We start from the raw sequence: 13,078 nt of genomic DNA on the forward strand, positions 1-13,078 counted from the left end.
AACGCCGCGGCTGGTTTTAGTCTAGACTTAGTCGGACGATCTGTGACCGGCATTGCCCGGCAGGAGAGGAATATGTCACATCAGCCCCTTACAGACGCCCGCCAGCGCCATCATCCCAGCCTGTTTCGCAGTTTTTTCCAGGGCAGTTTTCCCTGCTCCACCGCCTGCCGCACGCCAGGGAAACGGCTGGATATGGTGATCAGCAGCGGTCACGATATGCTGCTGGAGAAGGATTACGCCGCCCTGGCCGAACAGCACCTGCTCACCGCGCGTGACGGGGCGCGCTGGCACCTGATTGAAAAAGTCCCGAATCAGTATGACTGGCAGAGCTTTCTGCCGATGATTGACGCCGCACGCCGACAGAATCTGCAGATTATCTGGGAGCTGGCGCACTTCGGCTATCCCGACCATCTTAATATCTGGAAAGCGGAATTTGTTGACCATTTTAGCCGTTTCGCCCGCGCGATGGCGCAACTGATGCGAGATGAGGGCATCGAACAGCCGTTCTTTACTCCGGTCAATCAAATCTCATTCTGGTCGTGGGCCGGTGCCGATGTCGCCTGGTTCAATCCGCACGCCGCGGGCCGGGGCAAAGAGCTGAAACGTCAGCTGGTGCGCGCCTCGCTGGCTGCCATTCATGCCATTCGCGAGGTCTATCCCGATGCGCGCTTTGTGCTGACCGATCCGCTGGTGCAGATTGCGCATCATAGCGATAATCCGGACAGTAAACCCTACGCGGATGCCCAGCATCAGGCGCAATTCGAAGCCTGGGACATGCTGGCGGGTCGCCTCGATAAAGAGCTGGGCGGCAGTGAAGATTGCCTTGATATTCTTGGTCTGAATTACTACCCCGACAACCACTGGTTCTTCCCCGATCGGCCGATGCCGGCAGACGATCCGGCACGCGTTCCGCTGCATATTTTGCTGGCGCAGTGCTGGCAGCGCTTCCAGCGCCCGATGCTGATTGCCGAAACCGGTGCCGAAGGCGAGGCGCGTGCGCCGTGGCTGCAGGAGATCAGTGAGAATGTCGCGGTGGCGCTGGATCAGGGGATTGCGGTGGAGGGCGTTTCGCTCTATCCGGTGGTGGAATATCCGGCCTGGGCGGATGACCGGCGCTCACCCGGCCCGCTGTTCGGGCTGGCCGATCCCAACGGGAATCGCAACCTGCACGAGGCGTTAGCGCTGGTGCTGCGCAGTCAGCAGATCAAATTTACCCGGCGCGATCAGACGTGCTGAGACGGCGGCGCTTTGGGATAGCAGGACTGGACATCCAGTGACGGATCGGTGGGATGACGTACGTCGGTGAGCCAGGTCATGGTAAACAGGAATGTGACGCCGATCAGGCAGGCGGTCAGCAGGCCGATAATTGCGATCAGTTTGTCATCTCTCGATTCCATCGCCGTCTCCTTTTCCCTTTCCCTGAATCGCCTGTGCGTTCAGCTCATCCAGAGCGTAATCATCAGGACAAAGATTATAAGCGTAACCGAGGTCACCGCAAGCACTACAATCGCGAAGTGCGCATCGTCGAGCGACTGGCGAATCGGCTCATCGTGATCGTCGGGTGGCAAAGGTAACGACATGGGGTTCCTGTAACATGGGTTCAGCTGACCGGTTATGCAGCGCGTCACAGTGTAGAGGAAAGCCTGAGTGGCGTCCGGTTCTTTCGTCTGGAAAATAAACGGAGTGCGCGCGGCACCCCGTTTTCACCACCATCGGCCCGATCAGAAGTCGTAGGTTACCCCGACTTTCAGCGTGCGGCCGTCGCCCTGTGACAGATAGGTACCGGTGTCATCCACGTTAGCCCAGTATTTTTCGTTGGTGACGTTTTCGACTCCGACGCGCCAGATCATCTCATTCTGATTAAGCTGAGTGCGGTAACGCAGCCCCAGATCCAGCGTGGTATAGCTGTCGATCTTTTTGCTGTTGGCGGCATCTGCCCACTGTGAACCGGAATGGGTGATCAGCGCGGTGGCGGTTAACCCTTCCAGCGGCCTGATGTCATATTCGGCACCCAGTGTATAGGTGTCGCGCGGCACGCCCACCGCCTGCTTACCGTCATAGGCGCCACCAGCGGTTTTTTCCATCACCGGGTCGAGCCAGGTGGCGCTGGCGTTAAGCCGGACGCCCAGTACCGGCTCGCCAAACAGATTCGTTTCAATGCCACGATGGCGCTGCTCACCGTTCATGCCATACACACCATTAGCGTCAATCATTCCCGACGGCTTTTTAATCTCAAACAGAGACAGCGTGCCGCCGATGCGGCCAAAATCGCCCTTCACCCCGACCTCATTCTGTTTCGAATGGGCGATGCCGGTAATGGCCCCCGGATTGACGACCGTATCATTACGCGGCGCCACCGAACCGGGCTGCAGCGCTTCGGTGTGGTTGGCATACAGAGAGATCGACTGCCACGGCTTGTAGACCACGCCATAGGTCGGCATCCAGCGGCTATTGGTGTAGCGCGAAGCGGTATCTTCCGCGCCGCTGTTGTAATTGTAATTACGCACCCACACTTTCTGATGGCGCGCACCCACGGTCAGCAGCAGCGAATCATCAAACAGGCCCAGGGTGTCGCTCAGCAGATAGCCCTGGGTACGCGACCGCGCGGTGGTCAGAGGATCGGAGAACTTGCCGCCGGCAAAGTTGGCTGTCGGCGCGGCAATTTCATCGGTGTGATAGATGTTGGTATTGGCATTGGTCAGCGACATCGCGTAGGCATTCTTCGCATTGGTGGTCAGCGCCGAGTAGCCGATGTTGACCTTATGCGAGATAAAACCGGTATCGAAATTGCCGCGCAGCCCGACCATACCGCTCATGTTGTCCTGCACGCGATTGGTATTAAAGGTGCCGATAGTGGCATCGCCCGCGCGGTTGATCAGTTTTGGCGTGCCATAGTTACCGGTTTCGTGGGCGTGCTGCGCACCTAAACCGGCATAGGCGGTCCAGCTATCGCTGAGATCGTATTCCGCCCGGGCCATGCCAAACTCCGATTCCATGTCGCTGTAGACCCATTTCTGGCTGTAGTTATGGGAATGGGAAGGCACTGCCGGAAGGAAGTCGACGCCGCTGATGTTGATGCCTTGCAAGCCGTCGTGGAAACTCTTTTTCTGGTAGCCGACGTCCAGTGAGGTACGTAACCGGTCACCGCGATAGTCCAGACCGATTGAGGCGGCGGTAGTGCGCTTCTTCTCGTCATCCACGCCGGTTTCCCCTTCGCGGTGGACCAGGTTAACCCGAACGCCAAACTGGTCGTTATCACCAAAGCGCCGTCCCGCATCCACCGTGGTACCGATCTGCGCATCGGAGCTGTAATCCACGCCTATCCGTGCCTGTGGAAGCTCCCCGGCATGTTTAGGTTCCAGGTTGATGATCCCGCCGACGCCACTGCTGGCCGCGCCGTTCAGCAGGCTGTTGGCGCCTTTGAAGATTTCAACCCGGTCAATCAGCGACGCATCCATCACCTGACGCGGCACCACGCCTGGCATTCCGCCATAGGTCATGTCATCGCCATCCAGCAGGAAACCGCGAATGCGGTAGCTTTCGGCGAAGTTACCGTAGCCTTTAACGTTTTGCACTCCGGCATCGTTACGCACCACATCAGCGATGGTTTTGGCCTGCTGGTCCTCAATCATTTTTGCGGTAAAGCCGATGATGTTAAACGGCACATCCATCGCCTTTTGCTCACCCAGCATGCCCAGCCGGCCGCCGTGCGCCACCTGCCCTTCCAGCCAGGCCGGCACTGTCTGATCGCCGCCCGGCTTAAAGCTGTCGTCGGGTGTCGCGGTTACCGTCATGGTCTGCCCGCTCTGGCTGGCGGTGGCTGAAGAGGCAGAAGGCGTTGCCGCCATCACGGGCAGAGATCCGGCACTGACCAGCATGGCCAGCAGAGTCGGTTTATATCCTGGGGTTAAAAGGCGCTGACGCATGGGTGGTTCCCTGATTTGAATTGGACTGAGAATCATTATTATTGCGGTTTGCGATTATGCGCAGGAGCGGGTCAATTGCAAGTAAAATTGCCGGTCAGGGAAGTGGATAGCTGAATGAAAAGCGGACAGGAGAGAATAAAGAGAATGCCCATGCCTTAACGGCATGGGCAGGCAGTCAGACGCCGCAGAAATGTTAATTAATGGATGAGGCAGCATTCCCCGCTGACCAGCCACCGCCCAGCGCGCGATAGAGATCGATTTGCGCCAGCAGCAGGTTGTTTTTCACCGTCACCAGATTCAGCTGCGTTGAGAACAGGGTGCGCTGGGCATCCAGCTCATCAAGGTAAGAGGCGTAACCGTTCTGGTAGCGGTTGCTGGCGATACGCAACGCTTCTGCCACATAGCGTTCCTGCTTCTGCAACTCTGCCAGCTGCTCCTCTCCCTGCCGGATCGCGTCCATCGCATCGTTCACTTCCGAGAAGGCGTTACGCACCACTTTCTCATAGCCGTAGAGCGCCTGATTACGCGTTGCCATTGAGACATCCACTGCTGCGGTCAGCGCTTCACGGTTGAGCAGCGGAGCCAGAATGCTGCCGCCGACGCTCCACAGGCGGAACGGGTTATCCGCCAGCTGATGCAGCACCGAACTCTGTAACGTGCCGGTGGCGGTCAGGTTGATATTGGGCAGCAGCTGCGCTTTGGCGGAGGCCAGACTGGCATCGGCAGCCAGCAGCTGACGCTGAGCCTGGACAATATCCGGACGGCGATTAAGCAGCTGTGACGGCAGCAACGACGGCAGATGCTGCGGCGAGATCTGTTCAAACTGCTGGCGGCGGGCGATTTCGCGCGGATTCATCGCCACCAGAATACTCAGCGCATTCTCCTGCTGCCTGATCTGGTGCCGGAGCTGTGGTATCTGCGCTTTGGCTGACTGATACTCCGATGCGGCCTGCATCCACTCCAGCCGCGAGGTATAGCCGGTTTCAAACTGGCGCTTCGCCAGCATCAATGAATTATTACGGGTCGCCAGCGTCGCCTCGGTAACCCGTAACTGCTCGTCCAGCGCGCAGAGGTTCAGGTAGCCGGTTGCTACCGAACTGGCGATGGTCAGTTCCGCTGCCGAGGCCGCCGCCTGTTGCGCCGCCAGCGACGCCCGTGAAGCCTCGATCGAACTGCTGCGCGCGCCCCATAAGTCAACGTCGTAGTTTGCCTGTAGCAGGCCCTGGAAAACATCGGTCTCATAAGGCTGACCGGTCACAGACGAAAGCGTACGTTCGCGGGTGGCCGCCGCGCCAGCACTCAGGGTCGGGAAATTGTCGCCCTGCGCCGCACGCAGCTGGGCGCGATACTGATCGACCCGCGAGCGCGCGGTCAGAATATCGGGATTGTTGCGCAGAGCCTGCGTCACCAGCCGGTTAAGATGCTCATCACCAAAGGCGCGCCACCAGCCAGCTTCCGGAGCGGCGTTGGGGCCGACCTGGTCGCGCCAGGCTGCCGGTATCGGCAGTGACGACGGCGCTTTTTCAACTTCGGTGGCGCAACCGGCCAGCGTCAGCGCCAGAGCCGCAATCAGTAAACGGCGGTCGATCATGGCGCGCCCTCACCTGCCGGTTGTGCCGCCGTATCAATACTCACCTCCACCGACATGCCGGGACGCAGTTGCTGCATATCGCCATCGTCGATACGAATGCGAACCGGAATGCGCTGGGCAATTTTGACAAAGTTACCGGTGGCGTTGTCGGGCGAAATGGCGCTGAACTCCGATCCGGCGGCGGGCGAAATAAATTCAACCTGACCGGTAAAGCGTTTGCCATCCAGCGCATCAACCCGGATGGTCACCGGCAGACCGGGCCGGATTCGCGCCAGCTGCGTCTCTTTCAGGTTGGCGATGATCCATTTACGGTTCGGCACTACCGAGGTCAGCCGCGTCCCGGCGGTAACATAAGCGCCGGTCCGCACCGACAACTGACCAAGCTGACCGTCATCCGGCGCGGTAATCCGGGTATTGGCCAGATCGATCTCCGCCAGTTCCAGTGCCGCTTTCGCACTGGCAACGTCGCCTTCCAGCGAGGCGCGGTTAACGATGACCGTTTGCAGATTTTGTTCTGCCACGGCGATTTGCGCCGCAGCCTGACGCACCTGCGCCTGCGCCTGGGCATTTGCCGCACGGGCCGCATCCCGTTCGCGCACCGACAATGAGCCGTCGGCGGCGAGGTTTTCGACCCGCTTCAGATCAAAGCCGCTTTTCAGCGCCTGCGCTTTGGCATTCTCCAGCACCGCTTTATTACTCTCAATCGTCGCCTGGGCACTGCGTCGCTGCTGCAGGTTATTGCTTAGCGCGGCTTCCTTCATCGCCAGTTGCGCCTGCGCCTGATGAACACGCTGACGGTAGATACGATCGTCGATGGTCATCAGCAACTGACCCTTTTTCACCGGCTGCAGATCGATCACCTCAACCGAGGTCAGGTAACCGCTGACCTGCGGGCTGATAAAGGTCACCTGACCACGAACATAGGCATTTTCGGTGCTTTGCACTGCGCTGGTAAAAGGCCAGAGTTGCCAGGCGTAGAGAATGACTAATACGCCAATCACCACAATGCCGCTGCCGGCGGCAATCGAAAGAATACGACGACGATTCGCACGATCGCGTTCTGCCGCCTGAAGTTCGTCCTGCTGACTCATTGTTTCTCCGTTGATTGCTGTAATTCGGCCAGCTGTTGCTGCTCTCGCAGGTTAAATTGTGCCTGCCGCCAGTCGAGATAACGCCGACGTGTTAAGCGCCAGATCACCCACATCAGGGTAATCAGGGCCAGCGCGGCCGTTAACAGATAGGTATCGTTGTACGCCAGCACGTTGGCCTGTAAGGTCGCCACGGTTTGCAGCTGGCTGCTGCTCTGCGCCCCGAGCAGAACGTTATCGCCGACCAGGCTGTTAAACAGCGCATTGTACTGGCTGAGACGTTCATTGACGTTAGGGTCCAGCAGCGAAAGTTGATCGCTGAGCAAACTGGAGTGATATTTTTCCCGCCAGGTCTGAAACGTCCCGAGGATCGCCGAACCGATCAGCCCGCCCAGGTTCTGACTCATGCCGAACAGCACCACAAAACTCACCAGGTTCTTCGGCTGCGTCACTACGCTGCCGATTCCCATCAGCATCGCCGGTGCCATGAAAAAAGCGCTGCTGAAGCCCAGCAGGAACTGGCTGAAGTACATATTGTTAGCGCGGGTCAGCGGGCTGGAGTGCGCATCCATCAGCGAGGCGATAATCATCACCACCAGCGAGGTGACGATGGGCCAGTTAAGGTGGTTGGGCTTGATGGTGAGCGCACTGGCGGCAATACCGACAATGACGCCAGCAATGATCGCCAGCGCCAGTCCGCGCATCTGATCGTTCTGCAGGCCAATCTGCTGTAAAAAACCCACCGCACCGGTGTTCTGCTCCGCCAGCACAATGCGGATCATGATCATCACAATGCCGAGACGCACCATCATGCCGCTACTCAGCCAGCGGGTATTGATCAGTGGATTGCGCCGGTTGTGCTCAATCACAATGGCGGTGACGATCAGCGTTAATGCGATGGCGGTACAGATGCCCAGCCACGGCGTGGTAAACCACCACTCAATCCGGCCCAGTGACAGTACGCCACACAGCAGCGCCATGCCCGGTGCCAGCAGCATAAAGGTGACGAAATCCATTTTTTCAAAGGTTTTGATCCGATCGCCGGGCGGTAACTTAATCACCAGCACGCCGCCCAGCGCAATCAGCGCCAGGCCCAGTTCAAACAGGTAGAGTCCGCGCCATTCATTGAGTTGCAGCAGTTCCGAAGAGAAGAGTCGGGCCAGCGGAATCGCCAGTTGCGATACCGTCAGACCGATCACCAGCGCTTTCAGGCGATGCTTCGCAGGCCAGGCCTGCACCTGATAATAGATACCCAGCGAGCTGAGCGCTGCCGCCACCATGCCGTGCGCAGTACGCACGATGATCGCTGAACTGAGATCGTTGGCGAACAGATGAAAAAACGCCACCAGCACATAGAGCACCAGAAACGCTTCGGTAAAGGCGCGCAGGCCAAACTGCTGTCGGAACTTCACCAGCAGCAGGTTGATGGAGATGTTGCCCATCACGTAGACCGCGGGCAGCCAGGCTATCTCATTGGAATAGGCGCCGAAGGTGCCCTGCAGGTTAATCAGATTGGCGGTCACCAGCGCGTTGCTTAGCGCGCCGGTCAGCGAGATCAGCAGACCTATCAGGCCAAACGCTATCCGTTTCGGCAGCGGATGCAGCGGGGTCGAAGGTGATCCCGGCAGCATCGGTTTTTCATGCGGTAACCATTCGCGCGCGGCGTAGGGATTGCGCTTCGCCACCTTTACATGCTTCCCATTCGCGTCAGCAACTGCTGCAGCACCCGTTCGGTGACGGCCAGATCCTGCGGGTCAATATCCGCCAGCATTGCGCTGCGCAGCGCATCTGCCTGGGTTTTTACTTTGGCAAACGCCTGATTGCCTTTTTCAGTCAGTACCAGGTGACGCTTACGTCGATCCTCCGGCGGCTGCACCCGCGACAGCAGCGACTGTTTTACCAGCCGATCCACCAGCGGCACCATGCTGGCATCTTCCAGACCCAGCATCTGCGCCAGTTCAGTCTGGGTCAGACGTTCAGGCTCGCTGGCAATCAGGCCAATCGCCATCCAGCTGCTCATGCTCAGACCGCTGTCTTTCAGATGACGGTCAACGGCCAGGCGCCAGGCGTGCGCGGTCAGATGCAGTAAATGGGTAAAAGTACGAGTGTGCGAAGACAAATGTTAGCAACCTAATAGTCAGACATCTAATTAAATGAAGGCGTTATTATACGCAAAGCGAAACGCGAATGAAAAGCGCCCGATCTGTTAAAAATTAGTGGATCGCGGCAGAATGTCCAGAGGCCGTAACCGGGAGTGCGACACCATGATAACAGCTGCGAAAAACTGGGTGGATTTGCGCCGTGACGCTGCCAGCGGTATTGAGTCGATTCGCGCCCATTTTACCGGACACGCTTACGATCCGCACTGGCACGACAGTTATCTGATTGGCGTGACAGAGCAAGGTGTACAGCAGTTTCATTCGCGACGCAAACAGCATCAAAGCCGACCCGGCACGGTGTTTATGCTGGAGCCGGAAGAACTGCATGATGGTGACGCGATCAACCCGCAGGGCTTCACCTATCGCATGCTCTACCTTTCACCGCAGCAGGTGCAGCAGCAGCTCGCTCCGCTGCTGGCTGAGGGGCCGGAACCGCGTGAACTGAGCTTTGCCGCGACCCTGCGTGACGACCGGCCGCTGGCTTATGCGGTGTGGCACGCCTTTGACGCGCTATGGCACGATCACCCCGCTCTGATTAAAGAGGCGGCGCTCGACCGGCTGTTTGGTCAGCTGACGCAACACCGGCTATGGCGATTGCCGGAAGCAGACTGCCCAGGCGATAGCCGGCTGGCACTGCTGGCGCGCGACTGGCTGATTGCCCATCATACGGAGAATCCGGGCTTACAGCAGATGGCACAGAGCCTGAACATCGACCGCTTCCGCCTGTCGCGACGCTTTCAGGCCCACTGGGGCTTGCCGCCGCATGCGTGGCTGGTGCAGTGGCGGCTGAGTCAGGCGCGACGGCGTCTGGCGGAGGGCCAGCCGGTGGCCGATGTGGCGGCGACGCTGGGCTTTGCCGATCAGAGTCATCTGGGCCGCTGGTTCAAACGAGCCTGCCAGCTCAGTCCGGCGCGTTATCAGCGCATCTGCACAAATCTTCCAGACCTGACTTAACCGGCTTGCCACAATGCGCTTTTTTAGTCAGGAGAAGCGTGATGCAGGATTTACGTTGTATGATGATTTTAAATGCCAGTTTGCCGCCGGGCAAAGCGACCAATGCCGCGGCGGTGATGGCATTAACGCTCGGCCAGCGCCATCCGGCACTGGTAGGTGACGCGCTGGAAGACGCCAGCGCCCATCCCAGCCCCGGCCTGATTCCGGTCGGTATTCCGGTTCTGGCGGCCACGCCCGAACAGCTCAGCCTGCTGCGGGAAAAGGGCGAACTGACCGGCTGCGATATGGTGCTGTTTCCGGAAGAGGGTCAGTCCACCACCGACTATCAGGCGCTGAGTGCTGCGATGCGTCAGCAGCCACGCCAGCAGTGGCGCTTGCTGGGCGTCGCTGTTGTCGGTGAGAAAAAGGCGCTGCGCAAACTGACCGCAAATTTAGCCCTGTTCAGCTAAGTCGGGTGCGGAAAGCCGATCGCGGTTTTCCGCCTCATTTTCAGACTGACCTCTGGCTGTACAGATTTTCTGTACAGATTTTTTCTCGGAATATTCCTTATAACCTCCTGTTAACCTTCATATAGCACATAATGCTCAATAATCCGATTGTACAGATCGGGATTCATTGTATAACTTTATCCCCACGAGTTGTCTTGCGACTCTGTAACGAATGATGCACTTGCGTCGCCTCTGAAGGTGTCAGTGGATTTCCACCTTCAGAGGTTATTTTTTTATCCGTTAATTTATGACGTTGGGTTCCTTCGCATCTGTCCATGCGGAGGTTTTTTTAATGTCTTTTTTGTCCTGACATCCGAAACGGAATCGGGCTGTTTTGAAGGGCTGACACATGCAAAACCAGAACATCGTTCCTAAAACCGATAAAGAGATTGCCGACTACTTTAATGCTGCGGCCAATAAACCGGCCAGTGATATGGAGATGCTCGGTTTACTGGTCGCGGAGATCCTGCAGTCCGGCATGCCGGTGAGTAACAAAGCGATCATTTCGAAATTGATTCATCGTCTGGAGCTGGAAAGCGACCGCGAATCGCTGGAAATTTACCGGCAGTTGCTGGAGCTGGTGGTTCACAAAACCCCGGATGATTTTTCGCTGTAATCCCGACTCCACGGAGGGAGTCACTCTGCCTTTTTCTGGTATCTTCGCCCTTCGCCCGGTAACATCTGCCTCTCACTGTTTATCCTGACTTTCTCGCCCTTCGCGCGAGAGCAAAACAAAATAAGAGCCTGCAACCTTTTATGACCCAATCAAATGATGTCGCTGCAACGCCTGTTGTAGCGAGTGATATCAGTGTCGGCCGCGTACTGCGCTCACCGGCACTGCTGACCCGCGAATGCCTGGCCGGTGTGATCACCGCGCTGGCCCTGATCCCTGAAGTGATCTCCTTTTCCGTTATTGCTGGCGTTGACCCGAAAGTCAGCCTGGTTGCCTCAGTGGTGCTCTGTCTGACCCTGTCGATTCTCGGTGGACGTCCGGCGATGGTCACCGCTGCGGCCGGTTCGGTGGCGCTGGTCATCGGTCCGATGGTGCATCTGCATGGGGTTGAATATATTTTGCCGGCGGTAGTGATGGGCGGCGTGATTCAGATCCTGTTTGGGGTAGCCGGACTGGCGCGCATGATGCGCTACATTCCACGCTCGGTGATGCTGGGATTTGTGAACGCGCTGGGCGTGCTGATTTTCTTTGCGCAGGTTCCGCATGTCTGGGGACAATCTTCGCTGGTGTGGATCTTCTTTGCCGTGACGCTGGCCATCGTGCTGCTGCTGCCACGTCTGGTGAAAAGCGTCCCCTCACCGCTGGTTGCCATTGTCGTGGTGACCGCCGTTGCCCTGCTGATGGGCTATCGGATGCCGAACGTCGGTGATGAAGGACCAATGAGCCCCGGCCTGCCCGGTTTTAACAGCCTGATGGTGCCGCTGAATCTGCAAACCCTGCAGATTATCTGGCCTACCGCGCTGAGTATCGCTTTTGTCGGGCTGATGGAGTCGCTGCTGACCGCCAAGCTGGTTGATGATCTGACCGATACGCCTTCCAGCAAGCGGCGGGAATCCTGGGGTCTGGGCGTCGCCAATATTTTTGCCGGTTTTTATGGTGGCATCGCCGGTTGTGCCATGATTGGCCAGACCATCGTTAACGTGGAGCTGGGCAAGGCGCGCAGTCGGGTCTCGACGATTGCTGCCGGACTGGTGCTGCTGCTGCTGGTCACCGGCCTGAGCCAGATTATGGCGCAAATCCCCATGGTGGTGCTGGCGGGGATCATGATGGTGGTGGCGGTAAAAACCGTTAACTGGCACAGCCTGCAACCGGCAACCCTGAAACGCATGCCGTGGTCGGAAACGCTGATTATGCTATTAACGGTGGTGGTGACGGTCTGGACCGGAAACCTGGCGCTGGGCGTGCTGGCCGGAGTGATTGTCGCGATGATGCTGTTTGCCCGCCGTATTGCGCATGTCATTCACGCGGAGCGTCAACTGAGTGAAGATGGCGAGTCGGTACGTTATACGGTGCGGGGGCCCCTGTTTTTTGCCAGCAGTAACGATCTGTTTGAGCATTTTGATTATGCCCACGATCCGAAGAGCGTAATTATCGATTTAACTCATGCGCAAATCTGGGATGCGTCGAGCGTGGCGGCACTGGATGGCATTGAATATCGCTATCAGCGCTATGGCACAGAGGTCACCATTGTGGGACTGGATAACCGTAGCACTGACTTCCACCGCCGGTTGACCGGTAATTTCGGTTAGCCTTGCGGTTGCCCCTGACCGATCGGCTGTCTGATGGACAGCCGATCGGATTCAGGCCTGTTGCCGGCGCGCTTTGTAGCGGGCCACCATCGTCACCAGCGCCTGATAGATCAGACCGGCGTAGAGACTCATCAGAATCGCCATTGCTGGCTCTTTGCCCTGCTGCTGCCATGACATAAACCACATGAACACGCCCCACAGAACAGAGAACACCAGCCAGCCGCGGACGAACTTCACGATGCCATTCATAACCACTCCTCTTAAATGAAGCGCTACCTTAGCGGTGTTCGGCACAAAACGCATTGTTGTCATAGCTGAGTTGAGAGGCGCCTCAAATAAAACCGACCCCGATTTCGTTCTGGCGGGCGCAGCGTGGTGAGCCAGGTGATTCCCGGTCGCTTTTCTATACTCAATGCACCGTCTGAACTTTCAGGATATTTTGATGAAACGTTGCGCTTTATTACTGTCAGCTTTTGCCATTATCACCACCCTTTCCGCCTGCGCGCCTCCGTCGCCTGGCAGAGATGCGCCACCGCCGCCCTCACCGCCAGGCGGTCAGCAGCCGGTTGGAGCGCCCGGTGGCAGTGGACCGGTTGGGCAGCCACAATCC

General features: G+C 58.0%; 13 protein-coding genes. 5 read left to right on the forward strand and 8 right to left on the reverse strand.

All coding sequences use genetic code 11. The features are described from left to right. Window positions 1–72 precede the first annotated feature (72 nt). Window positions 73–1,236, forward strand: coding sequence for a beta-glucosidase (locus LZU96_RS12725; RefSeq protein ID WP_233984659.1), 1,164 nt, complete (start codon window positions 73–75; stop codon window positions 1,234–1,236). Here the strand turns inward: LZU96_RS12725 and LZU96_RS12730 are convergent. The 7 genes from LZU96_RS12730 to LZU96_RS12760 all read right to left on the reverse strand — a co-directional run bounded on the left by LZU96_RS12730 (window position 1,224) and on the right by LZU96_RS12760 (window position 8,724). Continuing rightward, window positions 1,224–1,397, reverse strand: coding sequence for a hypothetical protein (locus LZU96_RS12730; protein ID WP_167373383.1), 174 nt, complete (start codon window positions 1,395–1,397; stop codon window positions 1,224–1,226). The genes LZU96_RS12725 and LZU96_RS12730 overlap by 13 nt on opposite strands. A gap of 39 nt (window positions 1,398–1,436) precedes the next feature. Then, a complete protein-coding gene (locus LZU96_RS12735; RefSeq protein WP_010246429.1) occupies window positions 1,437–1,580 on the reverse strand; it encodes a hypothetical protein in 144 nt (47 codons plus the stop codon). A 141-nt stretch (window positions 1,581–1,721) separates the two neighbouring features. After that, a complete protein-coding gene (locus tag LZU96_RS12740) occupies window positions 1,722–3,926 on the reverse strand; it encodes a TonB-dependent receptor (protein WP_409520474.1) in 2,205 nt (734 codons plus the stop codon). 193 nt (window positions 3,927–4,119) lie between these two features. Further along, on the reverse strand, window positions 4,120–5,517 hold the full coding sequence (locus LZU96_RS12745) for an efflux transporter outer membrane subunit (RefSeq protein WP_233984660.1): 1,398 nt from the start codon (window positions 5,515–5,517) through the stop codon (window positions 4,120–4,122). After that, entirely contained in the window at window positions 5,514–6,608 is a 1,095-nt protein-coding gene (locus LZU96_RS12750; protein WP_094121337.1) for an HlyD family secretion protein, read from the reverse strand. The genes LZU96_RS12745 and LZU96_RS12750 overlap by 4 nt, the downstream gene beginning before the upstream one ends. Beyond that, window positions 6,605–8,290 carry an MFS transporter gene (locus tag LZU96_RS12755; protein ID WP_233984661.1) on the reverse strand — a complete coding sequence of 562 codons (1,686 nt, stop codon included), beginning with the start codon at window positions 8,288–8,290 and terminating at the stop codon, window positions 6,605–6,607. Before LZU96_RS12755 ends, LZU96_RS12750 begins: the two co-directional genes overlap by 4 nt. 2 nt (window positions 8,291–8,292) lie before the next feature. Beyond that, window positions 8,293–8,724 (reverse strand): MarR family winged helix-turn-helix transcriptional regulator, encoded by a 432-nt coding sequence (locus tag LZU96_RS12760; protein WP_233984662.1) that lies wholly within the window; start codon window positions 8,722–8,724, stop codon window positions 8,293–8,295. 145 nt (window positions 8,725–8,869) lie between these two features. Between LZU96_RS12760 and LZU96_RS12765 the strand changes: the two genes are divergently transcribed. The 4 genes from LZU96_RS12765 (at window position 8,870) to LZU96_RS12780 (ending at window position 12,468) form a co-directional block, all read left to right on the forward strand. Next, window positions 8,870–9,718: an AraC family transcriptional regulator gene (locus LZU96_RS12765; protein WP_233984663.1), complete on the forward strand. Its 849-nt coding sequence runs from the start codon at window positions 8,870–8,872 to the stop codon at window positions 9,716–9,718. A 41-nt stretch (window positions 9,719–9,759) separates the two neighbouring features. Continuing rightward, a complete protein-coding gene (locus LZU96_RS12770; RefSeq protein ID WP_233984664.1) occupies window positions 9,760–10,167 on the forward strand; it encodes a DUF2000 domain-containing protein in 408 nt (135 codons plus the stop codon). Between the two features lie 388 nt (window positions 10,168–10,555). After that, a complete protein-coding gene (locus LZU96_RS12775) occupies window positions 10,556–10,822 on the forward strand; it encodes a biofilm/acid-resistance regulator YmgB/AriR (protein WP_094121332.1) in 267 nt (88 codons plus the stop codon). A gap of 140 nt (window positions 10,823–10,962) precedes the next feature. After that, the gene (locus LZU96_RS12780) at window positions 10,963–12,468 is read left to right on the forward strand and encodes a SulP family inorganic anion transporter (protein ID WP_233984665.1); all 1,506 of its coding nucleotides are present in this window, start codon (window positions 10,963–10,965) and stop codon (window positions 12,466–12,468) included. 51 nt (window positions 12,469–12,519) lie between these two features. On the opposite strand, the gene LZU96_RS12785 is transcribed toward LZU96_RS12780, so the two are convergent. Continuing rightward, window positions 12,520–12,717, reverse strand: coding sequence for a DUF6404 family protein (locus LZU96_RS12785; protein WP_233984666.1), 198 nt, complete (start codon window positions 12,715–12,717; stop codon window positions 12,520–12,522). Window positions 12,718–13,078: the final 361 nt, after the last annotated feature.

The organism is Pantoea agglomerans (genome assembly GCF_021397715.1).
Lineage (GTDB): Bacteria > Pseudomonadota > Gammaproteobacteria > Enterobacterales > Enterobacteriaceae > Pantoea > Pantoea astica.

Bases quoted from the DNA above. Each gene is read 5' to 3' on its own strand.
- LZU96_RS12725 (WP_233984659.1), top strand. From the start codon at position 73: ATGTCACATCAGCCCCTTACAGACGCCCGCCAGCGCCATCATCCCAGC.
- LZU96_RS12730 (WP_167373383.1), bottom strand. From the start codon at position 1,397: ATGGAATCGAGAGATGACAAACTGATCGCAATTATCGGCCTGCTGACC.
- LZU96_RS12735 (WP_010246429.1), bottom strand. From the start codon at position 1,580: ATGTCGTTACCTTTGCCACCCGACGATCACGATGAGCCGATTCGCCAG.
- LZU96_RS12740 (WP_409520474.1), bottom strand. From the start codon at position 3,926: ATGCGTCAGCGCCTTTTAACCCCAGGATATAAACCGACTCTGCTGGCC.
- LZU96_RS12745 (WP_233984660.1), bottom strand. From the start codon at position 5,517: ATGATCGACCGCCGTTTACTGATTGCGGCTCTGGCGCTGACGCTGGCC.
- LZU96_RS12750 (WP_094121337.1), bottom strand. From the start codon at position 6,608: ATGAGTCAGCAGGACGAACTTCAGGCGGCAGAACGCGATCGTGCGAAT.
- LZU96_RS12765 (WP_233984663.1), top strand. From the start codon at position 8,870: ATGATAACAGCTGCGAAAAACTGGGTGGATTTGCGCCGTGACGCTGCC.
- LZU96_RS12770 (WP_233984664.1), top strand. From the start codon at position 9,760: ATGCAGGATTTACGTTGTATGATGATTTTAAATGCCAGTTTGCCGCCG.
- LZU96_RS12775 (WP_094121332.1), top strand. From the start codon at position 10,556: ATGCAAAACCAGAACATCGTTCCTAAAACCGATAAAGAGATTGCCGAC.
- LZU96_RS12780 (WP_233984665.1), top strand. From the start codon at position 10,963: ATGACCCAATCAAATGATGTCGCTGCAACGCCTGTTGTAGCGAGTGAT.
- LZU96_RS12785 (WP_233984666.1), bottom strand. From the start codon at position 12,717: ATGAATGGCATCGTGAAGTTCGTCCGCGGCTGGCTGGTGTTCTCTGTT.